We start from the raw sequence: 25,480 nt of genomic DNA, 5'->3' as shown, positions 1-25,480 counted from the left end.
TGACGCCGCCCACCTCACCGCGCCCCCGCCCCCGCCGGCTGCGCCGCCGGCTCGCCCAAAACATCGGAGAGGAGCTGCGCGCACCACTCCAGCAGCGCCTGGTCGCGCAGCGGCTCGCCGCCGATCCGGCGGGTGCTCGGCCGGGGCACGCTCACCTGGTCGGCCGCCTGCTTGTAGACCGAGTCCGGGTGGTAGCGCTTGAGCCGCATCTGCTTCGAGTCGGGCAACGGCAACGGACTGAACCGGAGATGCTTGCCCTGCATCGACACGTCGGCCAGGCCGTAGCGGCGGGCCAGCAGCCGGAAGTTCGCCACCGCGACCAGGTTCTGCACCGGCACGGGCGGCTCGCCGTAGCGGTCCGTCATCTCGGCCACCACCTCGCGCAGCCGTTCGGCGTCGCGGGCCTCGGCGAGCTTGCGGTACATCTCCAGGCGCAGCCGCTCCACCCCGACGTAGTCGAGCGGCAGGTGCGCGTCGATCGGAAGATCAATGCGGACGTCGGCCGCCGAGGCGTCGGACTCGGTGCTCTCGCCCTTGAAGGCCGACACCGCCTCGCCGACCATCCGCACGTACAGGTCGAAGCCGACGCCCTCGATGTGGCCGGACTGCTCGCCGCCGAGCAGGTTGCCGGCGCCCCGGATCTCCAGGTCCTTCATCGCCACGTACATGCCGGCGCCCAGCTCGGTGTGCTGGGCGATGGTGGCCAGCCGCTCGTGCGCGTTCTCGGTGAGCGGCTTGTCCGCCGGATAGAGGAAGTAGGCGTACGCGCGCTCCCGGCCCCGGCCGACCCGACCCCGGATCTGGTGCAACTGGGCCAGGCCGAGCAGGTCGGCGCGCTCGACGATGAGCGTGTTGGCGTTCGGGATGTCGATGCCGGACTCGACGATCGTGGTGCAGACCAGGACGTCGAACTCCTTCTCCCAGAAGCCGACCATCACCTTCTCCAGCGCCTCCTCGCCCATCTGGCCGTGCGCCACCGCGACCCGCGCCTCGGGCACCAGCTCCCGGATCCGGCGGGCCGCCTTGTCGATCGACTCGACCCGGTTGTGCAGGTAGAAGACCTGCCCGTCGCGGAGCAGCTCGCGGTGGATGGACGCGGCGACCTGCCGGTCGTCGTACGCCCCGACGAACGTCAACACCGGGTGCCGTTCCTCCGGCGGGGTGGCGATGGTGGACATCTCCCGGATGCCGGTGATCGCCATCTCCAACGTCCGTGGGATCGGGGTGGCCGACATGGCGAGCACGTCGACCGAGGCGCGCAGCGTCTTCAGGTGCTCCTTGTGCTCGACGCCGAAGCGCTGCTCCTCGTCGATGATGACCAGCCCGAGCTGCTTGAAGCGGGTGGCCGCCTGGAGCAGCCGGTGGGTGCCGATGACGATGTCGACGCTGCCGTCGGCGACCATCTCCAGCGTCCGCTCGGACTCCTTCGGCGTCTGGAACCGGGAGAGCTGCCGGATGTTCACCGGGAACTGGCTCATCCGCTCGGCGAACGTGTTGTAGTGCTGCTGCACCAGCAGCGTGGTGGGCACCAGCACGGCCACCTGCTTGCCGTCCTGCACCGCCTTGAACGCCGCCCGCACCGCGATCTCGGTCTTGCCGTAGCCGACGTCGCCGCAGATCAGCCGGTCCATCGGGACGGTCTGCTCCATGTCCCGCTTGACCTCCTCGATGGCGGCCATCTGGTCCGGCGTCTCCTGCCAGGGGAACGCGTCCTCAAGCTCCCGCTGCCACGGGGTGTCCGGGCCGAAGTTGTGCCCCTTGGACGCCTTGCGGGCGGCGTAGAGCTGGATGAGCTGGGCGGCGATCTCGCGGACCGCCTTGCGCGCCCGGGCCTTGGACTTCTGCCAGTCCGAGCCGCCCATCTTGTGCAGCGTGGGCTGCTCGCCGCCGACGTAGCGGGAGAGCTGGTCGAGCTGGTCGGTGGGGACGAAGAGGCGGTCGCCGGGCTGGCCGCGCTTGCTCGCCGCGTACTCGATCACCAGGTATTCCCGGCTGGCGCCGTTGACGGTGCGCTGCACCAGCTCGACGTACCGGCCGATGCCGTGCTGCTCGTGCACCACGAAGTCGCCGGCCCGCAGCTCCAGCGGGTCGATGGTGTTGCGCCGTCGGCTGGGCATCCTGCGCATGTCGCGGGTGGAGGTGCCCCGCCCGCCGGTGACGTCGTTGCCGGTCAGCAGCACGAACCGGGACGCCTCGTCGACGAAGCCGGCGGTCAGGCAGCCGCAGGAGACGAGCAGCTCGCCGGGGGCGGGCGCGGTGGGCACCTCCTCGGTGAGCCGCGCGCCGAGGCCGGCGTCGCGGAGCACCTCGACGGCCCGCTGGGCGGGACCGTGCCCCTCGAAGACGAGCGCGATCGACCAGCCCTCGCCGGCCCAGCGCTTCAGGTCGTCGACCACCCGGGCGGTCTCGCCGTGATAGAGCGGCGCCGGCTGGGCGGCCAGGCTCACCGCGATGGCGTCGTCGGGCGTGACGTCGACCTCGGCCGGCGCGTCCTCCCACGGCTGCCGGGCCGGCGCGGCCTCTTCGACCATAATTCGGCCTCCGCGCCGGTAGCCGGCGCTCCGGACCGAATGAGGGTCGGCCTCGACCAGGCCGAACGGGGCGAGCGTCCACCAGGGCTGGCGCAGGGCGCGGGCTTGCGTGCGTACCTCGGCCAGGGTCTTGAAGGCGGCGGCGCCGAGGTCGACCGGGGCCTGGCCGCCGACGGCGGCTGCGGCCCAGCTCGCCTGGAGGAACTCCTCCGAGGTACGGACCAGGTCGTGCGCTCGGGTGCGGATCCGCTCCGGGTCGCAGAGGAGTACGTGGGTGCCGGCCGGCATGCAGTCGACGAGCAGCTCCAGCGCGTCGGCGCCGATGAGCGCCGGGGCGAGGGACTCCATGCCCTCGACCGGGATGCCCTCGGCCAGCTTGTCGAGGATCTCGGCCAGTTCGGGGTGCTCGGCGGCGAGGGCGGCGGCCCGCTGCCGCACGCCCGGGGTCAGCAGCAGCTCGCGGCAGGGCGGCGCCCAGAGCTGCGGTACGCCTTCGATGGTCCGCTGGTCGGCGACGGCGAAGGTGCGGATCTCCTCCACCTCGTCGCCCCAGAACTCGACCCGGGACGGGTGCTCGTCGGTGGGCGGGAAGACGTCGAGGATGCCGCCGCGCACGGCGTACTCGCCGCGCTTGGTGACCAGGTCGACCCGGGCGTACGCCATGTCGGTGAGCCGGCGGGCGACCTCCTCCAGGTCGGCCTCCTCGCCGGCGGCGAGCTGTACCGGTTCCAGGTCGCCGAGGCCCTTGAGCTGCGGCTGGAGCAGCGACCGGACCGGCGCCACGACCACTCGCAGCGGCCCGGTGCGCCCGTGCGCGTCGGCGGCGTCGGGGTGGGCCAGCCGGCGCAGCACGGCGAGACGCCGCCCGACCGTGTCGGAGCGGGGCGAGAGCCGCTCGTGCGGCAGCGTCTCCCAGGACGGGAAGACCGCCACCTGCTCCGGCGGCAGCAGGCTGCCAAGCGCGGAGACCAGGTCGTCGGCCTCGCGGGTGGTGGCGGTGACCGCGAGCACCGGCCGCCCGGCCCCCTGCTCGTCGGCGGCGACGGCGGCCACGGCGAACGGGCGCAGCGCGGCCGGGGCGGTGAGGTCGAGCCCGTCGACCTGGGCGGCACCGGAGCGCGCCAGGTCACGCGCCCGGGCCAGCCCGGGGTCGGCCAGGGCGGCGGCGAAGAGTCCGGTGAGCATCAGCATTCACTTCCAGCGCTTGACACGACGACGACCCCGCGTCCAGCCGGACGGGGGGTGCACCCCCCGACCTTATCCCCTCCCACACCTCCCCCGGATGCGCGTCGACTCACGGCACGATGCGCGCTGATTCACGGAAAGCGTTGCCTCCGGCACGCGGATAAGCACTCTTTCCGTGAATCAGCGGCGCTTGTTGACGGGGGCGGAGGGGGCGTGGTGCGGTGGGCGGGTGGGCGATTATCTGGCGCGGCCCGGCGGGCGGCGTCTCGTCGAGCTGAGTCACGTGATCGGCGACGGCACGGTCACGCTGCCCGGCTGGCCGGCGCCCCGGATCACCGAGTGGCTGACCCGGGAGGCGTCCCGTCAGCGGTACGCGCCGGGCGTCGAGTTCCACGTCGCCCGCATCGACATGATCGCCAACACCGGCACGTACGTCGACACGCCGTCGCACCGTTACGCCGACGGGGCCGACCTGACCGGGGTCGGGCTGGACCAGCTGGCCGACCTGCCCGGCGTGATGGTGCGCGTACCCGCCGGCACCCGGGCGGTGGACCGGCTGCTGCTCGCCCCCTACGAGGTGGCCGGGCGGGCCGTATTGCTGCACACCGGCTGGGACGCCCACTTCGGCACCGATCGGTACGCCGCCCCGGACGCGCCGTTCCTGACCGGTGACGGCGCATCCTGGCTGGTCGCAGCGGGTGCCACGCTTGTCGGTATCGACTCGATCAACATCGACGACATGACCCCGGCGGCCGCCGGCGAGCGCCCGGCACACAGCACGTTGCTCGCCGCCGGCATCCCGATCGTGGAGCACCTGACCGGCCTGGACGCGCTGCCGCCGGCCGGTTTCCGGTTCACCGCCGCCCCGCCACGGGTGGCCGGCATGGGCACCTTCCCGGTCCGCGCCTTCGCCGTCGTCTGACCGCCCGCTGTATGCGTCGATCGGTAAGTGGGGGCCGTCAAGGGGTTCATGACGTTGGCGACGACAAGTCGGACGCTCCGCGCCGCCGGCCGGGTCGGTAGCGCTGGCGCGGCTCCGCCGTGTGAGCGTCCGGTGAACGTCACACGTGCCCGAGCACCCCGACACGCGCACGACGCCCAACCACCGACAGTCCCACATGGCGCACGACCTCTCCCGCATCCCGGAAGCAGGAGAGATCTTGGAAGCTGAGCGCCCCTCCAGGGGCCATTTCCCTCCAAGATCCCGGACAGTGCCATCACTCCCGGGAATCGCAGCCCTCACATTTTCAACAAATAAGACATACCCCGCCTCCGCAAGCCCGAGATCAACGAAGCGGTCAAGCCCACCTCCGCCCCCCATGGGCCAAGCCGGGTGATCATGAAGTTAGCGGCGAAGTTGATCTCCTGAAGCGCCGCCAACTTCATGATCGACGTGGGCGGGTGCGATGCGCGAGTTGACCAAGGAGTTGGGGTGCTGGAGAGCGCGTTCGGCGACACGAACTCCTTGATCAAGCGGGCGGGGTGGCGGGGGCTGAGATGCCCGTGACAGTCCACCGAGCCGGTGGGGCGGTGGGGGCGGTCAGGCGGCGTGAGTTGCGGTGGGGGTCAGGTGGCGGAGCAGGTGTTGGGACGTGCGGATCAGGGCGCGGGACTGGGGCAGGTCGATCGGCCATCGCTCGACGTCCTCACCTGCCGACAGCTCCAACAGCAGGCCGGTCGGCGACGCCGGGCCGACGTCCATCCGCCACAGGCCGACTCCGGCCTGGATCACCTCGTCGCCCCGGACCGCCGTGCCGACGAGGCGGGACAGGTGCAGACCGTTGCGGCCGGCGCAGTCCGGGCCGCGCAGGCACCAGGGCGGGTGGGCGATGTTCGATAGATTGCTCATGGGCCGGGGCTTCCTTCCCGGTCAAGGCCCGGGGAGCGGAGTGCCACCTCCACCCCGGGCCGCCTTATGCGTCGTGGGGACCTGCCACGGTCACCCAGATGCAACCTACGACTACCTGTCATGTCAGGTCAATACCTGCCACGACATTTGATTGACGCTCCGTCGTCCGCCGTGATCACATGGGTGCACCTGCCACGGAGTCGACCCATGCCTGCCTATACCAAGAAGCAACGCCTCATCGAGACCTTGACCGAGCGCATCGAATCAGGCGACTATCCGCCCGGCGCGAAGCTGCCCTCCGGCACCGAGTTGTGCGCCGAGTTCGACGTCTCCCGCCAGGTGGTGCGTTCCGCCATCGACTGGCTGAAGGCGCGGGGACTCGTCGAGGGCGCGCCCGGCGCTGGCGTGTTCGTGCGGGAGCAGCGCGGTCAGTAGCGCACCGCGATCCGCCGTTCGACCGCGTCGACCCGGATCTCCCCGCCGTACGGGATGATCAGCTGCGGGTCGGTGTGACCGAGGTCGACGTCGAAGACCACCACCGGGTCGCCGGTGTACGGGCCGATCGCCCGCAGGATCGCCGCCCGCTGCGCCTCGCCCCAGGCCAGCCGCTCCGCGACCGACAACCGGTGGTCGAAGTCCCACGCCTTGGGTCGGCCGACCACGATGGCCGGGAAACCGGCGAGCAGGCCGCGCTCGCCCAGGTTCCGCACGATCCGGAAGACCTCCTCGGCCGGCGGCATCTCCTCCGAGGTCTCCAGCACCAGCACCGAGCCGGCCAACTCGGCGGCGGACGGCACCCGGTCGGCCGCCGCCAGCCAGTGCAGGATCTCCAGGTTGCCGCCCCACGTGCGCCCCTGGACCACCCGGGCCGGCCCGTGCCAGCGCCAGCCCTCGCCCGGCAGCATCGGCGGTTCCTCGGTCAACGTCGTCGGGTCCTGCCAGTCGAGCGGCTCGTCGCCCCACTCGGCGGCCGGGGTCAGGTCGTACCAGCCGGTGGTGAACAGCGCGGTGCGCAGCGAGTCGAGCGTCAGCGGGTGTGCCCGGCCGGAGCGGCCGAGGTGCACCAGCACCGAACCGCCGTGGTAGGCCACGATCCCCAGCCGGTACAGGTGGTTGAGCACGTTCGTGTTGTCGGAGTAGCCGAAGTACGGCTTCGGGTTGGCCCGCAGCACGTCGTCGTCGAGGAACGGGGTGACCGTGATCAGGTCGTCCCCACCCACGGTGGCGAGCACCGCGGTGATCGTCGGGTCGGCGAACGCGGCGGTCAGGTCACGGGCCCGGTCGCGCGGGTCGGCGCCCATGACGCGGGTGGTCGGATATTCCACCGGCTCCAGGCCGAGGTCCTCGCGGAGCCGGCGCAGGCCCAGCTCGTACACGTGGGGGAAGAGAGCCGGCAGGCCGGCGGAGGGTGAGACGACCGCGACCCGGTCGCCCGGCTGCGGCTTGGTCGGGTAACGCGGCGGTGTCATGATCCGACGCTATCGGCCCGCACCAGCGATTTCAGCCCGGCGAAACCCCGCAGGCCAGGCATATGAGGGCAATAGGCTGAGGCCGTGGACGACGAGCCGGAGCTGCGGACCCGGGACTGGCTGCCCCGCACGGCGGCGCTGGTGCTCGGCACCCTGGCGCTCGCCAGCGCGTTCATCGCGGCCTACGTCGGCGCGCTGCACAAGCCGGACCCGAAGGACGTGCCGGTCGCCGTGGTCACCACCGACCAGCAGGCCCAGGCCGTGATGTCGGCCGTCCGCGCCCGCACCGACACCATCAAACCCGTCGGGTACGACAGCCAGGAACGCGCCGTCGGCGGCCTGCGCGACCGATCGGTGTACGCGGTGCTGCACTCGGACCCCGGCGGCGGGCTCACCCTGGCCACGGCCAGCGCCGGCGCGCCCGCCGCCACCGAACTCGTCACCGACGTGTTCACCGAGGCGGCCCGGCAGGCCGACGTGCCGCTCCAGGTCACCGACGAGGTGCCGGTCTCCGGCGGCGACCCGCGCGGCCTGGTCCCGTTCTATCTGGCGGTCGGCGTGGTGCTCGGCGGCTACCTGGCGTCCACGGCGCTCGGCATCTCGCTCGGCACCAGCCCGCGCGACCTGCGCCGGGCCGGACTGCGGATCGCCACACTCGCGGTGCACTCCATCCTGCTCGGCATGATCGGCGCGATCCTGGTCGGGCCGGTGCTGGACGTCTTCGGCCACAACGTGCCGGCCATCGCGGTGATCGGCGCGCTCGCCGCGTTCGCGGCCGGGATGGTCGCGGCGGCCGTGCAGGCGTGGCTCGGACTGCTCGGCACCGGCATCGTGATCCTGCTGCTGGTGGTGCTCGGCAACCCCGGCTCCGGCGGCATCTACGCGCCCGAGTTCCTGCCGCCGTTCCTGCGCGGGATGCACCGCTGGAACGTGCCCGGACTCGCCACCGACCTGTTCAAGTCGGCCGTCTACTTCGACTGGCGCGGCGGCGGCTGGGCGTTGACCGGGCTGCTGGTCTGGGTGGTCGCCGGCCTGGTCGGGCTGCTCACCGCCACCATGTTCCGGGCCCGCCGACGGGCCACCCGGACCGCGCCGGGGCGGCACGCCGCCGGCGCGCGGCGCGCCGAGGGCTGACCGGCCGGCGCGTCCCAGAGTGCAGATCATCACGTCGTCCCCCTCCTGCGGTCGGGGCGCACGCGACTACCATCCAGGGGAGTCGGACAGCGCTGTCCTTCGTCCTCGCGTAAGGAGCGCACCGTGACCGACCAGCATGACCACGACGGCCCCGACGCCGCTCTCCGGGCCGACATCCGCCGCCTCGGCACGCTGCTCGGGCAGACCCTGGCCCGCCAGGAGGGCCGGCCACTGCTCGACCTGGTCGAGGAGATCCGCGCCCAGGTCCGCTCCGACGCGCCGGCCGCGGCCCAGCGACTCGCCGGGCTCGACGTCAGCACCGGCACGAAGCTGGCCCGCGCCTTCTCCACCTACTTCCACCTGGCGAACATCACCGAGCAGGTGCACCGCGCCCGTGACCTGCGCCGCCGCCGCGCCACCCACGGCGGCTGGCTGGACCAGGCCGCCAAGACGATCGCCGAGCGCGGCGTACCGGCCGAGGAGATCGCCGCCGCGGCCCGCCGGCTGGCCGTCCGCCCGGTCTTCACCGCCCACCCCACCGAGGCGGCCCGCCGGTCCATCCTGTCCAAGCTGCGCGCCGTCGCCGACGAGCTGGACGCCGAGACCGCGAACGCGATCCTCTACGGTGCAAGCGACGAGGGCCCGGCCAACCGCCGCCTCGCCGAGCTGCTCGATCTGATGTGGCAGACCGACGAGCTGCGGCTGGACCGGCCGGACCCGACCGACGAGGCCCGCAACGCCATCTACTACCTGCGTGACCTGCACGCCGAGGCGGCGCCGCAGGTCCTCGACGACCTCGCCGACACGCTGCGCACCCTCGGCGTGGAGACGTCGCCGACGGCCCGCCCGCTGTCGTTCGGCACCTGGATCGGCGGCGACCGGGACGGCAACCCGTTCGTCACCCCGACGGTCACCCGCGAGGTGCTGCGGATCCAGCACGAGCACGGCATCGAGGCCACCGAGAAGGCGATGGACGAGCTGATCAGCGAGGTCAGCGTCTCCCGCCGGCTGCGCGCGGTCTCCCTCGACCTCTCCGCCAGCCTGGCCAAGGACCTGGACGCGCTGCCCGAGGTGGCGCCCCGGTTCCGCCGGGTCAACGCCGAGGAGCCCTACCGGCTCAAGGCCCGCTGCGTGAAGGCGAAGCTCGCGAACACCCGGGTGCGGCTGCGCGCCGGCACCCCGCACGTGCCGGGCCGGGACTACCAGGGCTCGACCGAGCTGGTCGCCGACCTGGAGCTGCTGCGCGCCTCGCTGGCCCGCAACTCCGGCCAGCTCACCGCCGTCGGTCGGCTGGCCTCCACCATCCGTACGGTGTCCGCGTTCGGGCTGCACCTGGCCACGATGGACATCCGGGAGCACGCCGAGAAGCACCACGAGGTGCTGGCGCAGCTCTACGAGGCGGTCGGCGAGGTGTCCGACTACCCGTCGCTGAGCCGGCTGGAGCGCGCCAAGCTGCTCGCCGACGAGCTGACCGGCCGCCGGCCGCTCTCCACCCAGGACAGCCCGCTCACCGAGTCGGCCCGCAAGACGTTCGACGTGTTCTCCGCGATCCGCGAGGCGCAGGACCGGTTCGGCCCCGAGGTCATCGAGTCGTACATCATCTCGATGACGCTCGGCGTGGACGACGTGCTCGCCGCCGTGGTGCTGGCCCGCGAGGCGGGCCTGGTCGACGTGCAGAGCGGGCGGGCCCGGGTCGGCATCGTGCCGCTGCTGGAGACGCCGGCCGAGTTGGACTCCGGCGGCGAGCTGCTGGACGAGCTGCTGTCGCTGCCGGCGTACCGGGCGCTCGTCTCGGCCCGGGGCGACGTGCAGGAGGTGATGCTCGGCTACTCCGACTCCAACAAGGAAGCGGGCATCACCACCAGCCAGTGGTCCATCCACCGGGCCCAGCGGGCGCTGCGGGACGTGGCCGCCCGGCACGGCGTACACCTGCGGTTGTTCCACGGCCGGGGCGGCACGGTCGGCCGGGGCGGCGGCCCCACCCACGAGGCGATCCTGGCCCAGCCCTACGGCACGCTCGACGGCGCGATCAAGGTGACCGAGCAGGGTGAGGTCATCTCCGACAAATACACGCTGCCGGCGCTGGCCCGGGAGAACCTGGAGCTGACCGTGGCCGCCGTGCTCCAGGCGACGCTGCTGCACACCGCGCCCCGGCAGCCGGCCGAGATGCTGGAGCGCTGGGACGCGACGATGGACGTGGTGTCCGCCTCCGCGTTCCGGTCCTACCGGTCCCTGGTCGAGGATCCGGACCTGCCGGCCTACTTCTGGGCGTCCACCCCGACCGAGCTGCTCGGCGCGCTGAACATCGGCTCCCGGCCGGCGAAGCGCCCGAACACCGGCGCCGGCCTGTCCGGGCTGCGCGCCATTCCGTGGGTGTTCGGCTGGACGCAGACCCGGCAGATCGTGCCGGGCTGGTTCGGCGTGGGCTCCGGGCTGGCCGCCGCTCGGGAGGCGGGCCTGGCCGACGTGCTCGCCGAGATGAACCGGAACTGGCACTTCTTCCGCACGTTCCTGTCGAACGTCGAGATGATGCTGACCAAGACCGACCTGAGCATCGCCCGCCGTTACGTGGAGACCCTGGTCCCGAAGAAACTCCACCCGATCTTCGCGAAGATCGAGGAGGAGTACGAGCTGACCAAGCGGGAGGTGCTGGCGGTGACCGGCTCGCCGGCCCTGCTGGAGAACTCGCCGGTGCTCCAGCGCACGCTCGCGGTGCGGGACACCTACCTGGAGCCGCTGCACCACCTTCAGGTGGCGTTGCTGCGGCAGTATCGCGAGTCCGGCGCCGCCGGCCGGGCGGTGGCCACCGCGCCGGGCGGCCGACGCGCCCCGAACGACGGCACGGCGCTGGAGCGGGCGCTGCTGACCACGGTCAACGGCATCGCCGCCGGCATGCGCAACACCGGCTGAGGTGTAAGGAGGGGCCCCCGCTTAACGCATTCTGCATAGGCGGGGGCCCCTTTTAACACCTGGCTCCGGTTAGAAGTCGCCGCCGCCGAAGTCGCCGCCGCCGAAGCCACCGAAGTCACCACCGCCGCCGAAATCACCGCCGCCGAAATCGCCGCCGCCCGGGTCACCGCCGCCGAAATCGCCGCCCTGGTCGCCGTAGTCCTGGCCGTCGCCGAAGCCGTCCTGGAACCCCTCCTGATAGCCGGAGTCGTAGCCGTAGCCCGGGTCGGCGAACGCGGGTGAGAAGAGCGCGTCCGCGATCAACATGCCGCCGATCACCCCGGCGCCCGCGCCGAGCGCGGTCTTCCACCACGGCGTCGAGTACCAACCGGCGGGCACCGGCCGGCCCTGGAGCCGGCCGCCGGGGTAGTAGTAGGGCGTCTGAGCGCCCGGCTGCGGGCCGGCCCGGAACCGCTGGCCCTGCACGTCGACCTCACGCTCCTTGGTGAGCGCGCCGGCGCCGCGGGCAGCCGCCAGCGGCGGCAGCTCCGGGCCCGGGTCGATGCCCATCGCCGTCCGCGCCGCGCGGATGTACGCCAGCCCCTCCAGCGCGGTCTCCCGCGCCAGCGCGAACTGGTTCGTGGTACGCGCCTGCTCCAGTTGCGAGCCGGCCGCGTTGTACCGCTCACCGGCGTCCGCGAGCGCCTGCCGGACCGCCGGCTCGTCGCCGTGCAGGTTCATCAGCTGGCCGCCGAGCCGCTCGTACCACCGCTGCGCCTCGGCGCGGGCGTCCGCCAGCTCGTTCGCCCGCCGGGACCTGCTTCCCCACCGCCAGAACACCAGCGCACCTCCGAGCATCAGCACCAGGAACAGCCACAGGGCAATGTCCATGACCTCGAACGTACCCACCGCGCGCACGTCGTACCCGTTTGGCAAGCTCTCTGGCATGAGCTTCTCGACCCTGGCCGTGGTGGTGCTCTGCCTCGCCGCGGGCGGCGCGGTGGGCTGGCTGGCGGCCCGGGCGCGCTCGGCGGCGGAGGTGGCCCGGCTGGAGGCGACGCTGGCGGCCACCCGGGAGGGCGAGGGGCGGTTGGAGCAGTCGATGCGGGCGCTCAGCTACGAGGCGACCGCGCAGTCCCAGGAGGCGGTGGCGCGCGCGGTGGCGCCGCTGCACGACACGCTCCGCCGCTATGAGCAGCGGGTCGCCGAGCTGGAGCACGACCGGGTCGACGCGTACGCCGAGCTGCGCGAGCAGGTCCGCGCGATGGGCACCGTCTCGGGTGAGTTGCGCACCGAGACCAAGCAGCTCGTCGCGGCGCTGCGCGCACCCCAGGTGCGGGGCCGCTGGGGGGAGCACCAGCTTCGCCGGATCGTCGAGGCGGCCGGCATGCTTGAGCACTGCGACTTCAACGAGCAGGTCACCGCCGCCACCGAGCATCAGGGGGTCCGGCCCGACCTGGTGGTACGCCTGCACGGCGGGCGCACGGTGGTGGTCGACGCGAAGGCGCCGTTCGACGCCTACCTGACCGCGATGGAGGCGCGGGACGAACGCGGGCGGGACACCCAGCTCGACGCGCACGCCCGGCACCTGCGGGCGCACGTGGACAGTCTGGCCGCCAAGTCCTACTGGGCCGCGTTCGACCAGACCCCCGATTTCGTGGTGTTGTTCGTGCCGGCCGATCCGTTCCTCGACGTCGCGTTGCAGCGCGACCCGGCGCTGCTGGAGCACGCGTTCGCCCGCAACGTGGTGCTGGCCACGCCGGCCACCCTTGTGGCGCTGCTGCGCACGGTCGCCTATTCGTGGCGGCAGGAGGCGCTGGCCCGCAACGCCGCGACCGTGCACTCGCTGGCCCGTGAGCTGTACGGGCGGTTGTCCACGCTCGGCGACCACGTGGGCAAGCTGGGCAGCTCGTTGAGCGGGGCGGTGACGGCCTACAACCGGGCGGTCGGTTCGTTGGAGTCCCGGGTGTTGGTGAGCGCGCGCAAGTTGGCCGAGCTGGGCGTCTCCGGCGACGAGCTGGCCGCTCCGGCGCAGGTCGAGCTCGCGCCCCGGCAGCCGCAGGCGCCCGAGTTGTTGGCCCAGCCGTCCACATCGGCCGAACGGCCGGCAGATATCGACGTCTAACACAGTCAGGTGCGACGATGACGGTCGATCTCGTCACGGAGTGGTCACAAACCTTAATCCACTGGTGACACGGCCGGTCGTGCCACGCAGGATCTGCGTCACACGTGCCCCGCCCCTGAAGGGCCCTGTTCTCTGGAGGAAGAGAACGTGAGTCAACCCCTCAACCGGAGTCGGCGCCCCTCCGCCGCGCTCTTCGCCTCGGTCCTCGCGGCCGGGGCCATCACCGTCGGGGGTGGCGCCGGCACCGCGAGCGCGGCCCCCGCCGCCCCGCAACCCTCGCCGCCGACCGCCGCGAAGGCCCTGGGCGCCCACGACGCCAAGCTGCTCGACGCGGCGGAGGCGAAGCACGCGCCCACCGTCACGATGATCATCGCGGCGCGGAAGGGCTCGGCCAAGAAGGTCGTCGACGGGCTCGCCGGTCTCGGCGCCACCGTCAGCCAGCGCTACGACCAGGTCGGTTACGTGCTGGCCAAGGTGCCGACGGCCAAGGCGCTCAAGGCCGCCACGCTGCCCGGCGTCGCCGCCGTCGACCTCGACGAGACCATCACGCTCCCCGACCCGGCACCGGAGGCCGCCCCGAACGGCGCGAAGGCGGCCGAGCAGGGTGAGACGCTGGCCGGGCCCGGTGCGGGCACCGGCGCGGTCAACCCGTACATGCCGACAAACGAGACCGGCGCGGAGGCCTTCAAGGCCGCGCACCCGGAGTGGGACGGCCGGGGCGTCACCATCGGCATCATGGACTCCGGGGTCGACCTGGACCAGCCGGCGCTGCAGAAGACCACCACCGGCGAGCGCAAGATCGTCGACTGGGTCACCGCGACCGACCCGCTTGAGGACGCCTCCTGGCGACCGATGATCACCCAGGTCGCCGGTCCCACGTTCACCACCGGCACCGGCGCCTCGGCCGTGACCTGGACGGCACCCGCCGGCACCTACCGGTTCAACCAGTTCAGCGAGGCGATCACCGCGGCCAGCGACCCGGCCGGTGACGTCAACCGCGACGGTGACAAGACCGACACGTTCGGCATCCTCTACAACCCCGCGAACGGCGACATCCGCGTCGACGCGAACCAGAACCGCGACTTCACCGACGACGAGGTGATGCGGCCGTACAAGGAGAAGTTCCAGGTCGGCCACTTCGGCACGGACAACCCGGACACCGCCGTGCGGGAGCAGATCCCGTTCGTGGTCGAATACCGGCGCAACGTCGACACCACCCCGGTGGGCGGCCCCGGCCTGGTCGACTACGTCAGCATCGGCATCATCGAGAGCACCCACGGCACCCACGTCGCCGGCATCACCGCCGCCAACGACATGCTCGGCAACAGCGCCTTCGACGGCGCCGCCCCGGGCGCCAAGCTGGTCTCCGCCCGGGCCTGTTCCTGGGGCGGCGGCTGCACCGCCGCCGCGCTCACCACCGGCATGGTCGACCTGGTGGTCAACCGCAAGGTCGACGTGGTGAACATGTCGATCGGCGGCCTGCCGGCGCTCAACGACGGCTCGAACGCCCGCGCGGTCCTCTACAACGACCTGATCAACATCTACGGTGTGCAGCTGTTCCTCTCGGCCGGCAACTCCGGCCCGGGCGTGAACACCGTCGGCGACCCCTCGGTCGCCACCGACGTGGTCAGCGTCGCGGCGAACGTCAGCCGGGACACCTGGCTGGCCAACTACGGCTCGGTGGTCCGCAAGGACAACGCGCTGTTCAACTTCTCCTCCCGCGGCCCGCGTGAGGACGGCGGCTTCAAGCCGAACATCACCGCGCCCGGCTCGGCGATCTCCACCGCGCCGACCTGGCAGCCGGGCAACCCGGTGCCGGAGGCCGGCTACCCGCTGCCCCCGGGTTACCAGATGCTCAACGGCACCTCGATGGCCTCCCCGCAGGCCACCGGCGCCGCCGCGCTGCTGCTGTCGGCGGCGAAGGCGACCGGCGCCGGGGTCACCCCGGCGGCGCTGCGCCGGGCCGTCTACACCTCGGCCGAACCGGTCGAGGGCGTCCCGACGTACGCGCAGGGCTACGGCATGTTCAACGTGCCGGGCGCGTGGGACCTGCTCGCCGCGGGCGTGCAGACCCGCACCTACACCTCCGCGGCCGACGTCTGCACCGAGCTGTCACCGAACCTGACCCGCTACGACCGGGCCTCCGGCACGTTCATGCCGAACCCGAACGTCGGCACCGGCATCTACAACCGCTGCGCCGCCGACCGGGGTGGCCAGGCGGTCAAGGAAGGCCGCTACTACGAGGTCGAGCTGACCCGGACCAGCGGGCCGAACAAGGGCATCCGGCACCTGGTCGACTTCCGCGGCAACGACGGCACCTGGACCTCCCCCAAGGAGGTGTGGCTGCCGTTGAACAAGACCGTCACGGTCAAGGTGAAGGCCAAGCCGATGACGGCCGGCGCGCACGGCGCGATCATGACCGTCGACGACCCGGCCACCTCGGTGGTCGACTTCGAGGTCGCCACCGTCGTGGTCGCCTCGAACGCGGTGGCCGCCCCGGCGTACTCGTACTCGGCGAACGGCTCGGTCGAGCGGAACGGGTTCACGTCCTACTTCGTGACGGTTCCGCAGGGCGCGGGCGCGCTCCAGGTCAACCTGTCCGGCATCGCCACCGGCTCACAGACCCGGTTCATCGCCATCAACCCGTACGGCGTGCCGGTCGAGAGCACCGCGAGCACCGCCTGCTACACCAACTTCTCCGACGCCGCCGCCTGCAAGCCGCAGGAGCGGGACTACCAGAACCCGATCCCGGGCGTCTGGGAGATCGAGGTGGAGGCGCGGCGCACCTCGCCGGCGCTCGACAACCCGTTCCAGCTCCAGGCGCGGGTGCAGGGCGTGCAGGTGGAGCCGGCCGTGGTCCAGCTCCCGTCGGTCACCGCCGGCACGCCGACCCCGGTGAGCTGGAAGCTGACCAACACGTTCGGCCCGGTGCAGGTGACCGGCGTGGGCGGGCCACTCGCAAGCGTCCGCGCCGAGCGGCCGACCATCACCGAGGGCACCACCCAGGAATACACGGTGGACATCCCGGCCGGGACCACGTCGTTCTCCGCCCGGATCGGCAACACCTCCGACCTCGGCGCCGACCTGGACCTGTTCGTCTTCCGGGGGGCCACCGAGGTGGGCCGGTCGGCCGACGGCGACTCGGAGGAGGCCGTCACCCTGACCAACCCGGTCGCCGGCACCTACCGGGTGGTCATCGACGGCTACGCGGTGGCCGCCGGCGGCACGGCGTACGACTACCGGGACTCGTTCGCGTCCCCGGCGCTGGGCTCGCTCGCCGCGCCGAACACGCCGCTGTCGCTCGCGAACGGCGCCACCGCCACCCTGACCGGTTCGGTGACCGCCCTGTCCACCTCGTCGACGGGCCGTGAGCTGTACGGCGACATGGCCGTCACCACCGTCGAGGGCGCGGTCGTCGGCCGCGGTTCGGTGGAGATCAACGCGGTCGACTGACGTCCCGCCGGTACGACGGAGCCCCGTCCCCCGCATCCGGGGGGCGGGGCTCCTGCCGTCAGACGGGAGGGCCGTCAGACGGGAGGGCCGTCAGACGGGAGGGCCGTCAGGCGAGGCGGCCGTCGGCCGAGGCGGTCGTCAGGCGGGTTTGGCGGCGGCGCTGCGGCCGGTCAGGCCCGGCGGGCGGACTCGACCACGAACGGCGTGCCCTGCTGGCAGGTGGTCACCATGCCCGGCTCGGGGCGGCCGGTGACCTGCACCTTGGCGCCGGGCTTGAGCAGGTCGCGCGGGCCGCCGACCAGCAGGTGGTCGTCGAGCAGGAGGCAGTTCGGCTCGACCCCGGCACGGATGGTGCCGTTGAGGGTGGTGCCGCCGACGCCGGGCGGCGTCGACGGGCCGCCCTTCCAGGTGGGGTCCGGGCTGCTGGTGCTGGGAGCGGGTTCGGACTGGCTGGTCACCGTGGCGGCTCCCGTCGGGCTGGGGCCGGCGGGCTCGTCGCCCGGCTCGGCGCAGGCGGTCAGCGCGGCAGCGGCGAGCAGGGCGACGAGCACCGTCCGAGGAGTCTTCATGTCGGTTGGACGCGGTCGGCGGCGGATCCGTTCCCGGTCAGCCGCGGGCCGCGGCGGCCTTCATGTCGCGCTTGAGCTCCTGGGGCAGGGAGAACGTCAGCCGCTCGTCCGCGGTGGTGATCTCCTCGACGTCGGCGAAGCCGCGCTCGGCCAGGTGGGCGAGCACGTCCTGCACCAGGTCGTCCGGCACGCTGGCGCCGGAGGTCAGCCCCACCGTGCGGGCGCCCTCCAGCCAGGCGTCGTCGATCTCGTGGGCGAAGTCGACGAGGTGACCGGCGCGGGCGCCGGCGTCCACCGCCACCTCGACCAGTCGGACCGAGTTCGAGGAGTTGCGCGAGCCGACTACGAGCACCACGTCGCACTCGGGGGCGATCTCCTTGACCACGTGCTGGCGGTTGGAGGTGGCGTAGCAGATGTCGTCGCTCGGCGGCGACTGGAGCAGCGGCAGCCGGGTCTTGAGCCGGGCCACGGTCTCCAGCGTCTCGTCCACCGACAGCGTGGTCTGGGAGAGCCAGACCACCTTCTCCGGATCACGCACGGTGATCTGGTCGACGCTGTCCGGGCCGTCGACGAGCTGGATGTGGGCGGGGGCCTCACCGGCGGTGCCGATGACCTCCTCGTGCCCCTCGTGCCCGATCAGCAGGATGTCGTAGTCCTGCTGGGCGAACCGCCGGGCCTCGTGGTGCACCTTGGTGACAAGCGGGCAGGTGGCGTCGATCGCCTTGAGCGAGCGCTCCTTCGCCTGCGCGTAGACCTCGGGCGCCACGCCGTGGGCGGAGAAGATGACGGTGGCGCCCTCGGGCACCTCCTCGTTCTCCTCCACGAAGATCGCGCCCTTGGCCTCCAGTGTCCGCACCACGTGCCGGTTGTGCACGATCTGCTTGCGTACGTAGATCGGCGCGCCGTAGAGCTTCAACGCCTCCTCGACGGTCTGCACCGCCCGGTCCACGCCCGCGCAGTAGCCGCGGGGGTTGGCCAGGAGCACGCGCTTGCCGGTCCGGGGAGTCGTCTGCGCATCAGTCACCCGACCATCGTACGTGCGCCGCGAGCACCCTGCCCCGGGCTGTCGGGCCCGCGCCGTAGGGTGGGCGGCGTGAGCGCGGGTGAGGTGGGTCGGAGCACGCCTTCCGGCCGGAGCACGCCCCAGGACCGGAGCACGCCGTCGGACCGGAGCACGTCGGAGGAGCCGTGGCCGGTCCGGGTGGTCAGCCAGAAGGTCGGCGCCTGGATCGCCCGGCTCGGCTGGGTGTGGGTCGACGGCCAGGTGGCGCAGATCAGCCGCCGGCCCGGCGCCGCCACCGTGTTCCTCACCCTGCGTGACCCCTCGGCCGATCTGAGCCTGACCGTCACCACCAACCGCGACGTGCTCGACGCGGGCGCGCCGGAGCTGCGTGAGGGCGCCCGGGTGGTGCTGCACGCCAAACCGGAGTTCTACGCCGCGCGAGGGACGCTCAGCCTGCGCGCCGACGAGATCCGCCAGGTCGGCCTGGGCGAGCTGCTGGCCCGGCTGGAGAAGCTCAAGAAGCTGCTCGCCGCCGAGGGGTTGTTCGACCGGTCGCGCAAGCGGCGTCCACCGTTCCTGCCCGGCCGGGTGGGCCTGATCACCGGGCGCGCCTCGGCGGCCGAGCGGGACGTGTTGACGAACGCGCGACGCCGGTGGCCGGCGGTCGACTTCCGCACCGTCAACGTGGCGGTGCAGGGGCCGGGCGCGGTGCCCGACATCGTCGGCGCGCTCAAGGTGCTCGACGCCGACCCGGCGGTCGACGTGATCGTCATCGCCCGCGGCGGTGGCAGCCTGGAGGATCTGCTGCCCTTCTCCGACGAGGCGCTGTGCCGGGCGGTCTTCGCCTGCCGCACGCCCGTGGTCAGCGCGATCGGCCACGAGACCGACGCGCCGCTGCTCGACTACGTGGCCGACGTGCGCGCCTCCACGCCCACCGACGCGGCGAAGCGGATCGTGCCCGACCTGACCGAGGAGGTCCGCCTCATCGGTCAGGCCCGGTCGCGGCTGGAGCGGGCCGTGCGCCACCTGGTCGACCGCGAGCAGCACCGGGTCGACCTGCTGCGCTCCCGCCCGGTGCTGGCCCGGCCGCAGGTGATGGTCGACCAGCGGGCCACCGAGGTCACCGCGCTGCACGACCGCGCCGGCCGGTCCCTGGAGCACCGGCTGGGCGCCGCCGCCGACGACCTGCGGCACACCCTGGCCCGGCTGCGTGCCCTCTCCCCGGCGGCCACGCTCGACCGCGGCTACGCCATCGTCCAGCGGGCCGACGGCCACGTGGTCCGCGCGGCGTCCGCGGTGGCCAAGGGCGATCCACTTCGGGTACGCCTCGCCGAGGGCGAGCTGACCGCCACCGTCGACGGCTGATGAGAGGGGACCGATGACTGAAGCGACCAGGAACGAGCAGCTCAGCTACGAGCAGGCCCGCGCCGAGCTGGCCTCGGTGGTGGAACGGCTGGAGGCCGGCGGCACCTCGCTGGAGGAGTCGTTGGCGCTGTGGGAGCGCGGCGAGGAACTGGCCGGCGTGTGCCAGCGCTGGCTGGACGGCGCCCGGGCCCGCATCGACGCCGCCCGGCAGCGCCCCGAGGAGTGACGCACCCCGCAGGCGCGCGCCTGCGGGGTGCGTCGACGAACTGTCGCGCTCAGTTGAACAGCTTGTAGAGCTCCTGCGGCGCCTCGACGACCTGGTCGGCGGGCGGCTTCTGGGCCGCGGCGGCGTTGCCGTAGTCGGTGTAGGTGATCTTCAGGTCCTGCGCGGCGCTCTGGCCGGCGGCCGGGATCTGGAGCACCAGTTCGCTGAGCCGGCCCTGCGGGTCGACCTTGGCGGTGAACGGCACCGACTGGGCCTGCGCCCCCAGCGCGGTGATCATCGCCGGGTCGAGCGAGCCCGCCTCGGCGGCCTTCGACACGTCGACGGTGCCCGCGTACGCGCCGTCGCCGGTCTGCCGTACCTCGGTGACGCCCTTGGTGAGCACGGCGCTGCCGGCCGGGTCGACCTTCTCGAAGTCGAAGCCCAGCGCCCGGTTGCCCTTGATCCGGTTCTGGTCGAGGTGCTGGTACTTGCCGGTGTTGATGTTCTTCGCGCCGGGGATCTGGGCCGCGGCCGTGCCGCCCAGTTCCAGCTTGACCCAACTGTCCGGCTTGGCGTGGATGAGGTCGAGCTTCATCGACAGGTCCGACGACGGGTCACCGATCGTCATCCGCATCTCGGCGCTCTGGCTGGGCTCGTGCACCTGCCCCTCGGCGGTGGAGCCGGCACCGGTCATGGTGAACCGGAAGTTGCCCTCGCGGATCGCGTTCGTGGAGTCGAGCAGCGCCTGCTTGGCCGCGCTGCCGGACGTGGTGGCGCTGGGGGCGACGCTGGCGGACGCGCCGGGGGTCGCGGAGGCGTCGGAGGTCCCGGTCCCGGCGCCGTTGCAGGCGGCCAGGCCGGGGATGAGCAGCGCCGCGGCGAACGCGGTGGCGCTGAAGCGTCGTATCTTCACGTCAACCTCTCCAGGTGGGTCATCCAGGCTCGTGTCCCTTCTGTTCCCGGAAGTGGCGTTCCGCAATCCCGACCGGGTGTCAGCGCAGCGACGTGGCGAGGCGACGCAGCTCGGTCTCCCCCGCGTCACCGACCACGATGATCGAGCGGTCCGGTTCCAGCAGGACGAGCGCCTGCTCGTTGCCGCGGGCGGTGTACCGCTGCCAGCTCAGCCCGTCGGGCAGGTCGACCGGACCCTGTGGCTGGCCGTCGCTCAGCTCGGCCGGCAGCAGCTTCTCGGCGGGGACGTCGCTCTCCACGAGCTGCGCGCCCCGGCCCTCCGGGGTGACGTACCCGATCCGGAGCGTGGCGCCGTCCGCCTCGGTGCGGAAGCGGGCGGTGACCGTACGCCAGTCGGAGTCCAGCCCGGACGGCGCGGCGACCGGGAAGGCGTTCGCCGACCGGGCCTGCTCCAGGGCGGGCTCCGGGTCGACGGTGGCCGGCGAGTCGCCGCCGAGGAACCCGCGGTAGAAGGCGATCAGCAGGGCGATCGGGACCAGCAGGATGAGCAGCGACAGGACCATGTCCTTCGGCGACCGCTCGGAGCGGGCCTTGTCCCGGCCGGCGGGTGGCGCGGGCCGGTCCCCGGCGTCCGCGGGCGGCGCGGACCGGTCCCCCGCGTCGGCAGCCGGCGCGGGCGACTCGACGAGCGCGGGCGACCCGTCCGGCGGCGTCGCGTCGGCGGTGGGCCGCGCCGGCGGCTGCCCGTCGGGCGGGGTGGCGTCGGGCGGTACGCGGTCGGCAGGCTGTGCGGGTTCCACCCGGCCATTGTCGCAGCCGTTCGGGTGAGGTGATCCTGGCCTCCTCCGCCCCGCCGGGGCGGTGAACCTGAGATCGTGTGAGGATCAGCGACAAACCGGCGGCGGCGACGGCCGTGCTCCCGCCGGTCCACCCCGCAACGTCGCGAGGAGGAGGCCGCCATGACAACCACCAGGACGCGGACGCCCCAGGATCTCGACCGCAACCTCGCCCTCGATCTGGTCCGGGTGACCGAGGCCGCGGCCATGGCCGCGGGCCGTTGGGTCGGCCGGGGCGACAAGGAAGGCGGCGACGGCGCCGCCGTCGACGCCATGCGCAAGCTGATCAACTCGATCCCGATGCGGGGCGTCGTGGTGATCGGCGAGGGCGAGAAGGACAACGCCCCGATGCTCTTCAACGGCGAGGAGGTCGGCGACGGCACCGGTCCCGAGGTGGACGTGGCGGTCGACCCGATCGACGGCACCACGCTGATGAGCAAGGGCATGCCGAACGCGCTCGCCGTGCTCGCGGTCGCCGAACGCGGCGCGATGTTCGACCCGAGCGCGGTCTTCTACATGGAGAAGCTGGCCGTCGGCCCGATGTACGCCGACGTGGTCGACATCAACGCCGGGGTGGCCGAGAACATCCGCCGGATCGCGAAGGTCAAGGGCACCGACACCGCCGGGGTGACGGTCTGCGTGCTGGACCGGTCGCGCCACGACGACCTGGTGAAGCAGATCCGGCGCACCGGCGCGGGCATCCGGTTCATCTCCGACGGCGACATCGCCGGGGCCATCGCGGCGGCCCGGGGCGAGTCGGACGTGGACGTGCTGATGGGCATCGGCGGCACCCCCGAGGGCATCACCGCGGCCTGCGCGCTGAAGTGCATGGGCGGCGTGATGCAGGCGAAGCTCTGGCCGAAGGACGCGGCCGAGCGGGAGAAGGCGATCGCCGCCGGGCACGACCTGGACCGGGTGCTGTTCACCGACGACCTGGTCACCGGCGACAACTGCTTCTTCGTGGCCACCGGCGTCACCTCCGGTGACCTGCTGCGCGGCGTGCGCTACCGGAACAGCGGGGCGTACACCCAGTCGATCGTGATGCGCTCCAAGAGCGGCACGATCCGGGTCATCGACTCGTACCACCGCCTGGAGAAGCTCGCCCTCTACTCGGCGGTCGACTTCGACGGACGCCCGCTGGCCGAGCAGGAGTGACGGCCGGGACGGCGGCACCACCGACGCTGTCGACCGGGCGGCGGGTCGCCGGCGTCGGGCTGGCCACCGCCGGCGGCGTCCTGGTGGCCCTCCAGTCCCGGATCAACGGCGAGTTGGGCGTACGGCTGGCCGACGGGATCGCCGCCGCGGTGGTCTCGTTCGGCCTGGGCCTGCTGGTTCTGCTGGTGCTGGTCCCCGCCACCCCCGGGGGCCGGCGGGGACTGACCGCCCTGCGGGGAGCCCTGCGCGCCGGCGTCCTGCGGCCGTGGCAGTGCCTGGGCGGGGTGTGCGGCGCCTTCCTGGTGGCGGCCCAGGGGCTCACCATCGGCGCGCTCGGCGTGGCCGTCTTCACCGTCGCGGTGGTGGCCGGGCAGTCCGGCAGCAGCCTGCTCGTCGACCGCGCCGGCATCGGCCCGACCGGCCGGCAGCCGGTCACCCCGAACCGGTTGATCGGCGCGGTGCTCACCGTGCTGGCCGTGCTGCTGGCGGTGGGCGACCGGCTCGGCGACCCGGGGGCGCTCGCGCTGGCCCTGCTGCCGCTGGCCGGCGGGGTCGGCATCGCCTGGCAGCAGGCGGTGAACGGCCGGGTCCGGGCCGCGGCGGACAGCGCGGTGACCGCCACGCTCGTCAACTTCGCCGTCGGTACGGTCGCGCTGCTCGCCACCTTCGTGGTGGAGGTGGCGGTGCGCGGTTGGCCGACCGGCCGGCTGCCGAGCGAGCCGTGGCTCTATCTCGGCGGCCCGCTCGGCATCGTGTTCATCGCGCTTGCCGCCGCGCTCGTCCGGTTCACCGGGGTGCTGCTGCTCGGCCTGGCCACCATCGCCGGGCAGATCGTCGGCGCGGTGCTGCTGGACGTGGTGCTGCCGACCGCCGCCAGCCACCCCGGCGTGAACACCCTGCTAGGCGCCGCCCTTACCTTGGTCGCCGTCCTCATCGCCGCCGTCCGGAGGTAAGGCGGGGGCCCCGCTTAACGCTTTCGGTAGAGGCGGGGGCCCTGCTTAACACGAGGCGTTAAGCGGGGCCCCCGCCTAACGCGCGGACGGGGTGCGCAGGCCGGCGACGATCTCCTCGATGATCCGGTCCAGCGGGGTCGGCTCGATGCCGAGCGTTTCGGTCGCCGCGGTGGAGTCGAGCACGAACGGCCCGGCGAACTGGTGCGCGGTCTCCCGCAGTTCCCGGGCGTACGGGTTGACCACCCCGGCCGCCCAGAGCACCGGGTAGGGCATCCGGGTCAGCCGCGGCGCGGGCGCGCCGGCCCGGGCGGCCGTCCGCTCGGCCACGTCCCGCATCGAGGTGGCCGGCGCGCTCGGCACGTGCCAGGCCCGGCCCCAGGCCCGCGGGTCGGTGGCGGCGGCGACGAGGGTACGGGCGACGTCCGGCACGTACGTCCAGGTGTGCGGCGCGTCCCAGTCGACGGGCAGGAACACCCGCTTCCCGGCGAGCACCCGGGGCAGCACCATCATGGCCAGCGAGACGCCGCCGACGCCGATGTAGTCGGAGCCGCGTACCTCGGTGACCCGGGCCCGACCGGCGCGGTGCGCGGCCAGGGCGTCGGCCCACATCCGGTTGCGGACCCGGCCCTTGGTGCCGGTGGCGGCGAGCGGGTTCGCCTCGGTCATGGGGGCGTCCACCGGGCCGTACCCGTAGAGGTTGCCGACGGTGGCGAGCACCGCGCCGCTGCGTTCGGCGGCGGTGAGCAGCGCGGCGGCCAGCGGCGGCCAGTCCGTCGCCCACCTGTGGTACGCCGGGTTGGCGCAGTTGTGGAGCGCGACCGCGCCCTCGGTCAGCGCGGTGAGCCGCGCCGGGTCGGCGGCGTCGGCGGCAATCCGCTCGACCGCCGGGTCTTCCGGGCCGGTGCCACGCCGGGTCACCATCCGCACCCGCTCGCCACGCTCGGTGAGGAGGCGGGCGGTGGCGGTGCCGACGGGGCCGGCGCCGACGATCACGTGCAGGGCCATGGCGGGTCCACCTTCTCTGAAGCAGTAGTCCGAAGCGAGAGCACCGCTCTCGAAGAAGAGCATGACTCGGGACGAGGCCGAATGTCAAGAGCAGTGCTCTCTCTTTTGATTGCCGCTCTCATCCGTGGCACAGTGAGGTCATGGTCGCTCCCTCGCTGCGTGCCCGGGTCCGCGCCGGCATGATCGAAGAGATCAAGGCGGTCGCCCGCCGCCACCTGGCCACCGACGGCGCGGATCTCTCCCTGCGCGCCGTCGCCCGGGACCTCGGCATGGTCTCCTCGGCCATCTACCGCTACTTCCCCAGCCGGGACGACCTGCTCACCACGCTGATCCTGGAGGCGTACGACGCGCTCGGCGACGCGGTGGAGGCGGCGGACGCCGCCGCCGACCCCGACGACCCGCGCGGGCGCTGGTTCGCCGCCTGCCGCGCCGCGCGCGCCTGGGCGTCGGCCCACCCCGCCGAGTACGCGCTGCTCTACGGCAGCCCGATCCCCGGGTACGCGGCACCGGACGACACGATCGCGCCGGCCCAGCGTCCCCCGATCACCTTGCTCGGCATCCTGCGCGACGGGGTGTCCACCGGTCGGCTCGTCCCACCGGACGAGGAGCTGCCCGAGCCGCTGCGCGGCGACGTGGCCGAGCTTGTCGACCAGACGGGCATGGCGCTGCCGCCCGCGCTGATGGCCCGTGGCATGGCCGGCTGGACCCAGCTCTTCGGGCTGATCAGCTTCGAGCTGTTCGGCCGGATCAACCGGGCGCTACCGCACCGGGACGACTACTTCGACCACCAGGTCGGCCTGATGGCCGACCTCATCGGCCTGCCCTGACGCGGTCGGCACCCC

Annotated in this window: 19 protein-coding genes and 1 pseudogene; 11 read left to right on the top strand and 9 right to left on the bottom strand. The window is 72.9% G+C overall.

The window, feature by feature from the left end; genetic code table 11:
- Window positions 1-14 precede the first annotated feature (14 nt).
- Window positions 15-3,716 carry a transcription-repair coupling factor gene (gene mfd / locus O7613_RS30335; protein ID WP_282291233.1) on the bottom strand — a complete coding sequence of 1,234 codons (3,702 nt, stop codon included), beginning with the start codon at window positions 3,714-3,716 and terminating at the stop codon, window positions 15-17.
- Between the two features lie 253 nt (window positions 3,717-3,969).
- Here mfd and O7613_RS30330 point away from each other — a divergent pair.
- Window positions 3,970-4,638: pseudogene (locus O7613_RS30330) on the top strand (cyclase family protein); the annotation flags it as partial.
- Between the two features lie 618 nt (window positions 4,639-5,256).
- Here O7613_RS30330 and O7613_RS30325 read toward each other — a convergent pair.
- Entirely contained in the window at window positions 5,257-5,565 is a 309-nt protein-coding gene (locus O7613_RS30325; RefSeq protein ID WP_282291231.1) for a hypothetical protein, read from the bottom strand.
- A 207-nt stretch (window positions 5,566-5,772) separates the two neighbouring features.
- Here O7613_RS30325 and O7613_RS30320 point away from each other — a divergent pair, with 207 nt between their 5' ends.
- Window positions 5,773-6,000 carry a winged helix-turn-helix domain-containing protein gene (locus O7613_RS30320; protein ID WP_281584929.1) on the top strand — a complete coding sequence of 76 codons (228 nt, stop codon included), beginning with the start codon at window positions 5,773-5,775 and terminating at the stop codon, window positions 5,998-6,000.
- On the opposite strand, the gene O7613_RS30315 is transcribed toward O7613_RS30320, so the two are convergent.
- The gene (locus tag O7613_RS30315) at window positions 5,994-7,034 is read right to left on the bottom strand and encodes a S66 peptidase family protein (RefSeq protein ID WP_282291230.1); all 1,041 of its coding nucleotides are present in this window, start codon (window positions 7,032-7,034) and stop codon (window positions 5,994-5,996) included. The genes O7613_RS30320 and O7613_RS30315 overlap by 7 nt on opposite strands.
- A gap of 84 nt (window positions 7,035-7,118) precedes the next feature.
- Between O7613_RS30315 and O7613_RS30310 the strand changes: the two genes are divergently transcribed.
- Entirely contained in the window at window positions 7,119-8,168 is a 1,050-nt protein-coding gene (locus O7613_RS30310; RefSeq protein WP_282291229.1) for a hypothetical protein, read from the top strand.
- A gap of 123 nt (window positions 8,169-8,291) precedes the next feature.
- Window positions 8,292-11,078 (top strand): phosphoenolpyruvate carboxylase, encoded by a 2,787-nt coding sequence (gene ppc, locus O7613_RS30305; RefSeq protein WP_282291228.1) that lies wholly within the window; start codon window positions 8,292-8,294, stop codon window positions 11,076-11,078.
- A 69-nt stretch (window positions 11,079-11,147) separates the two neighbouring features.
- On the opposite strand, the gene O7613_RS30300 is transcribed toward ppc, so the two are convergent.
- On the bottom strand, window positions 11,148-11,948 hold the full coding sequence (locus O7613_RS30300) for a hypothetical protein (protein ID WP_282291226.1): 801 nt from the start codon (window positions 11,946-11,948) through the stop codon (window positions 11,148-11,150).
- Between the two features lie 55 nt (window positions 11,949-12,003).
- On the opposite strand from O7613_RS30300, the gene O7613_RS30295 reads away from it, so the two are divergent.
- Window positions 12,004-13,182: a DNA recombination protein RmuC gene (locus O7613_RS30295; RefSeq protein ID WP_281584934.1), complete on the top strand. Its 1,179-nt coding sequence runs from the start codon at window positions 12,004-12,006 to the stop codon at window positions 13,180-13,182.
- 147 nt (window positions 13,183-13,329) lie between these two features.
- Window positions 13,330-16,635 (top strand): S8 family serine peptidase, encoded by a 3,306-nt coding sequence (locus O7613_RS30290; protein WP_282291224.1) that lies wholly within the window; start codon window positions 13,330-13,332, stop codon window positions 16,633-16,635.
- A gap of 170 nt (window positions 16,636-16,805) precedes the next feature.
- Here the strand turns inward: O7613_RS30290 and O7613_RS30285 are convergent, their stop codons facing one another.
- On the bottom strand, window positions 16,806-17,204 hold the full coding sequence (locus tag O7613_RS30285; protein WP_281584936.1) for a hypothetical protein: 399 nt from the start codon (window positions 17,202-17,204) through the stop codon (window positions 16,806-16,808).
- A gap of 37 nt (window positions 17,205-17,241) precedes the next feature.
- Window positions 17,242-18,228 carry a 4-hydroxy-3-methylbut-2-enyl diphosphate reductase gene (locus tag O7613_RS30280; RefSeq protein WP_281584937.1) on the bottom strand — a complete coding sequence of 329 codons (987 nt, stop codon included), beginning with the start codon at window positions 18,226-18,228 and terminating at the stop codon, window positions 17,242-17,244.
- Between the two features lie 84 nt (window positions 18,229-18,312).
- On the opposite strand from O7613_RS30280, the gene xseA reads away from it, so the two are divergent.
- Both xseA and O7613_RS30270 read left to right on the top strand, forming a co-directional pair.
- Complete coding sequence (gene xseA / locus O7613_RS30275; protein ID WP_282294654.1) at window positions 18,313-19,572, top strand: exodeoxyribonuclease VII large subunit; 1,260 nt, start codon at window positions 18,313-18,315, stop codon at window positions 19,570-19,572.
- 13 nt (window positions 19,573-19,585) lie between these two features.
- Window positions 19,586-19,798 (top strand): exodeoxyribonuclease VII small subunit, encoded by a 213-nt coding sequence (locus O7613_RS30270; RefSeq protein ID WP_281584939.1) that lies wholly within the window; start codon window positions 19,586-19,588, stop codon window positions 19,796-19,798.
- A gap of 49 nt (window positions 19,799-19,847) precedes the next feature.
- On the opposite strand, the gene O7613_RS30265 is transcribed toward O7613_RS30270, so the two are convergent.
- Together O7613_RS30265 and O7613_RS30260 are read right to left on the bottom strand one after the other, a co-directional pair.
- Window positions 19,848-20,690, bottom strand: coding sequence for a hypothetical protein (locus O7613_RS30265; RefSeq protein ID WP_282291223.1), 843 nt, complete (start codon window positions 20,688-20,690; stop codon window positions 19,848-19,850).
- A gap of 79 nt (window positions 20,691-20,769) precedes the next feature.
- Entirely contained in the window at window positions 20,770-21,489 is a 720-nt protein-coding gene (locus O7613_RS30260) for a DUF4245 family protein (RefSeq protein ID WP_282291222.1), read from the bottom strand.
- A gap of 159 nt (window positions 21,490-21,648) precedes the next feature.
- Between O7613_RS30260 and glpX the strand changes: the two genes are divergently transcribed.
- Both glpX and O7613_RS30250 read left to right on the top strand, forming a co-directional pair.
- On the top strand, window positions 21,649-22,680 hold the full coding sequence (gene glpX / locus O7613_RS30255) for a class II fructose-bisphosphatase (protein ID WP_282291221.1): 1,032 nt from the start codon (window positions 21,649-21,651) through the stop codon (window positions 22,678-22,680).
- Window positions 22,681-22,706: 26 nt separating this feature from the next.
- Window positions 22,707-23,633, top strand: coding sequence for a DMT family transporter (locus O7613_RS30250; protein WP_282294653.1), 927 nt, complete (start codon window positions 22,707-22,709; stop codon window positions 23,631-23,633).
- Window positions 23,634-23,708: 75 nt separating this feature from the next.
- On the opposite strand, the gene O7613_RS30245 is transcribed toward O7613_RS30250, so the two are convergent.
- Window positions 23,709-24,638: an NAD-dependent epimerase/dehydratase family protein gene (locus tag O7613_RS30245; protein ID WP_282291220.1), complete on the bottom strand. Its 930-nt coding sequence runs from the start codon at window positions 24,636-24,638 to the stop codon at window positions 23,709-23,711.
- Between the two features lie 140 nt (window positions 24,639-24,778).
- Between O7613_RS30245 and O7613_RS30240 the strand changes: the two genes are divergently transcribed.
- Entirely contained in the window at window positions 24,779-25,465 is a 687-nt protein-coding gene (locus tag O7613_RS30240; RefSeq protein WP_281584944.1) for a TetR/AcrR family transcriptional regulator, read from the top strand.
- The last annotated feature ends 15 nt before the right edge of the window (window positions 25,466-25,480 follow it).

The sequence above is a fragment of the Micromonospora sp. WMMD975 genome (assembly GCF_029581215.1).
Lineage (GTDB): Bacteria > Actinomycetota > Actinomycetes > Mycobacteriales > Micromonosporaceae > Micromonospora.
This window is presented reverse-complemented; position numbering and strand designations above follow the sequence as displayed.

What these genes read in the sequence shown, in the direction of transcription:
- mfd (WP_282291233.1), bottom strand. Translation starts at nt 3,716, where the DNA reads ATGCTCACCGGACTCTTCGCCGCCGCCCTGGCCGACCCCGGGCTGGCC.
- O7613_RS30325 (WP_282291231.1), bottom strand. Translation starts at nt 5,565, where the DNA reads ATGAGCAATCTATCGAACATCGCCCACCCGCCCTGGTGCCTGCGCGGC.
- O7613_RS30320 (WP_281584929.1), top strand. Translation starts at nt 5,773, where the DNA reads ATGCCTGCCTATACCAAGAAGCAACGCCTCATCGAGACCTTGACCGAG.
- O7613_RS30315 (WP_282291230.1), bottom strand. Translation starts at nt 7,034, where the DNA reads ATGACACCGCCGCGTTACCCGACCAAGCCGCAGCCGGGCGACCGGGTC.
- O7613_RS30300 (WP_282291226.1), bottom strand. Translation starts at nt 11,948, where the DNA reads ATGGACATTGCCCTGTGGCTGTTCCTGGTGCTGATGCTCGGAGGTGCG.
- O7613_RS30295 (WP_281584934.1), top strand. Translation starts at nt 12,004, where the DNA reads ATGAGCTTCTCGACCCTGGCCGTGGTGGTGCTCTGCCTCGCCGCGGGC.
- O7613_RS30285 (WP_281584936.1), bottom strand. Translation starts at nt 17,204, where the DNA reads ATGAAGACTCCTCGGACGGTGCTCGTCGCCCTGCTCGCCGCTGCCGCG.
- O7613_RS30270 (WP_281584939.1), top strand. Translation starts at nt 19,586, where the DNA reads ATGACTGAAGCGACCAGGAACGAGCAGCTCAGCTACGAGCAGGCCCGC.
- glpX (WP_282291221.1), top strand. Translation starts at nt 21,649, where the DNA reads ATGACAACCACCAGGACGCGGACGCCCCAGGATCTCGACCGCAACCTC.
- O7613_RS30245 (WP_282291220.1), bottom strand. Translation starts at nt 24,638, where the DNA reads ATGGCCCTGCACGTGATCGTCGGCGCCGGCCCCGTCGGCACCGCCACC.
- O7613_RS30240 (WP_281584944.1), top strand. Translation starts at nt 24,779, where the DNA reads ATGGTCGCTCCCTCGCTGCGTGCCCGGGTCCGCGCCGGCATGATCGAA.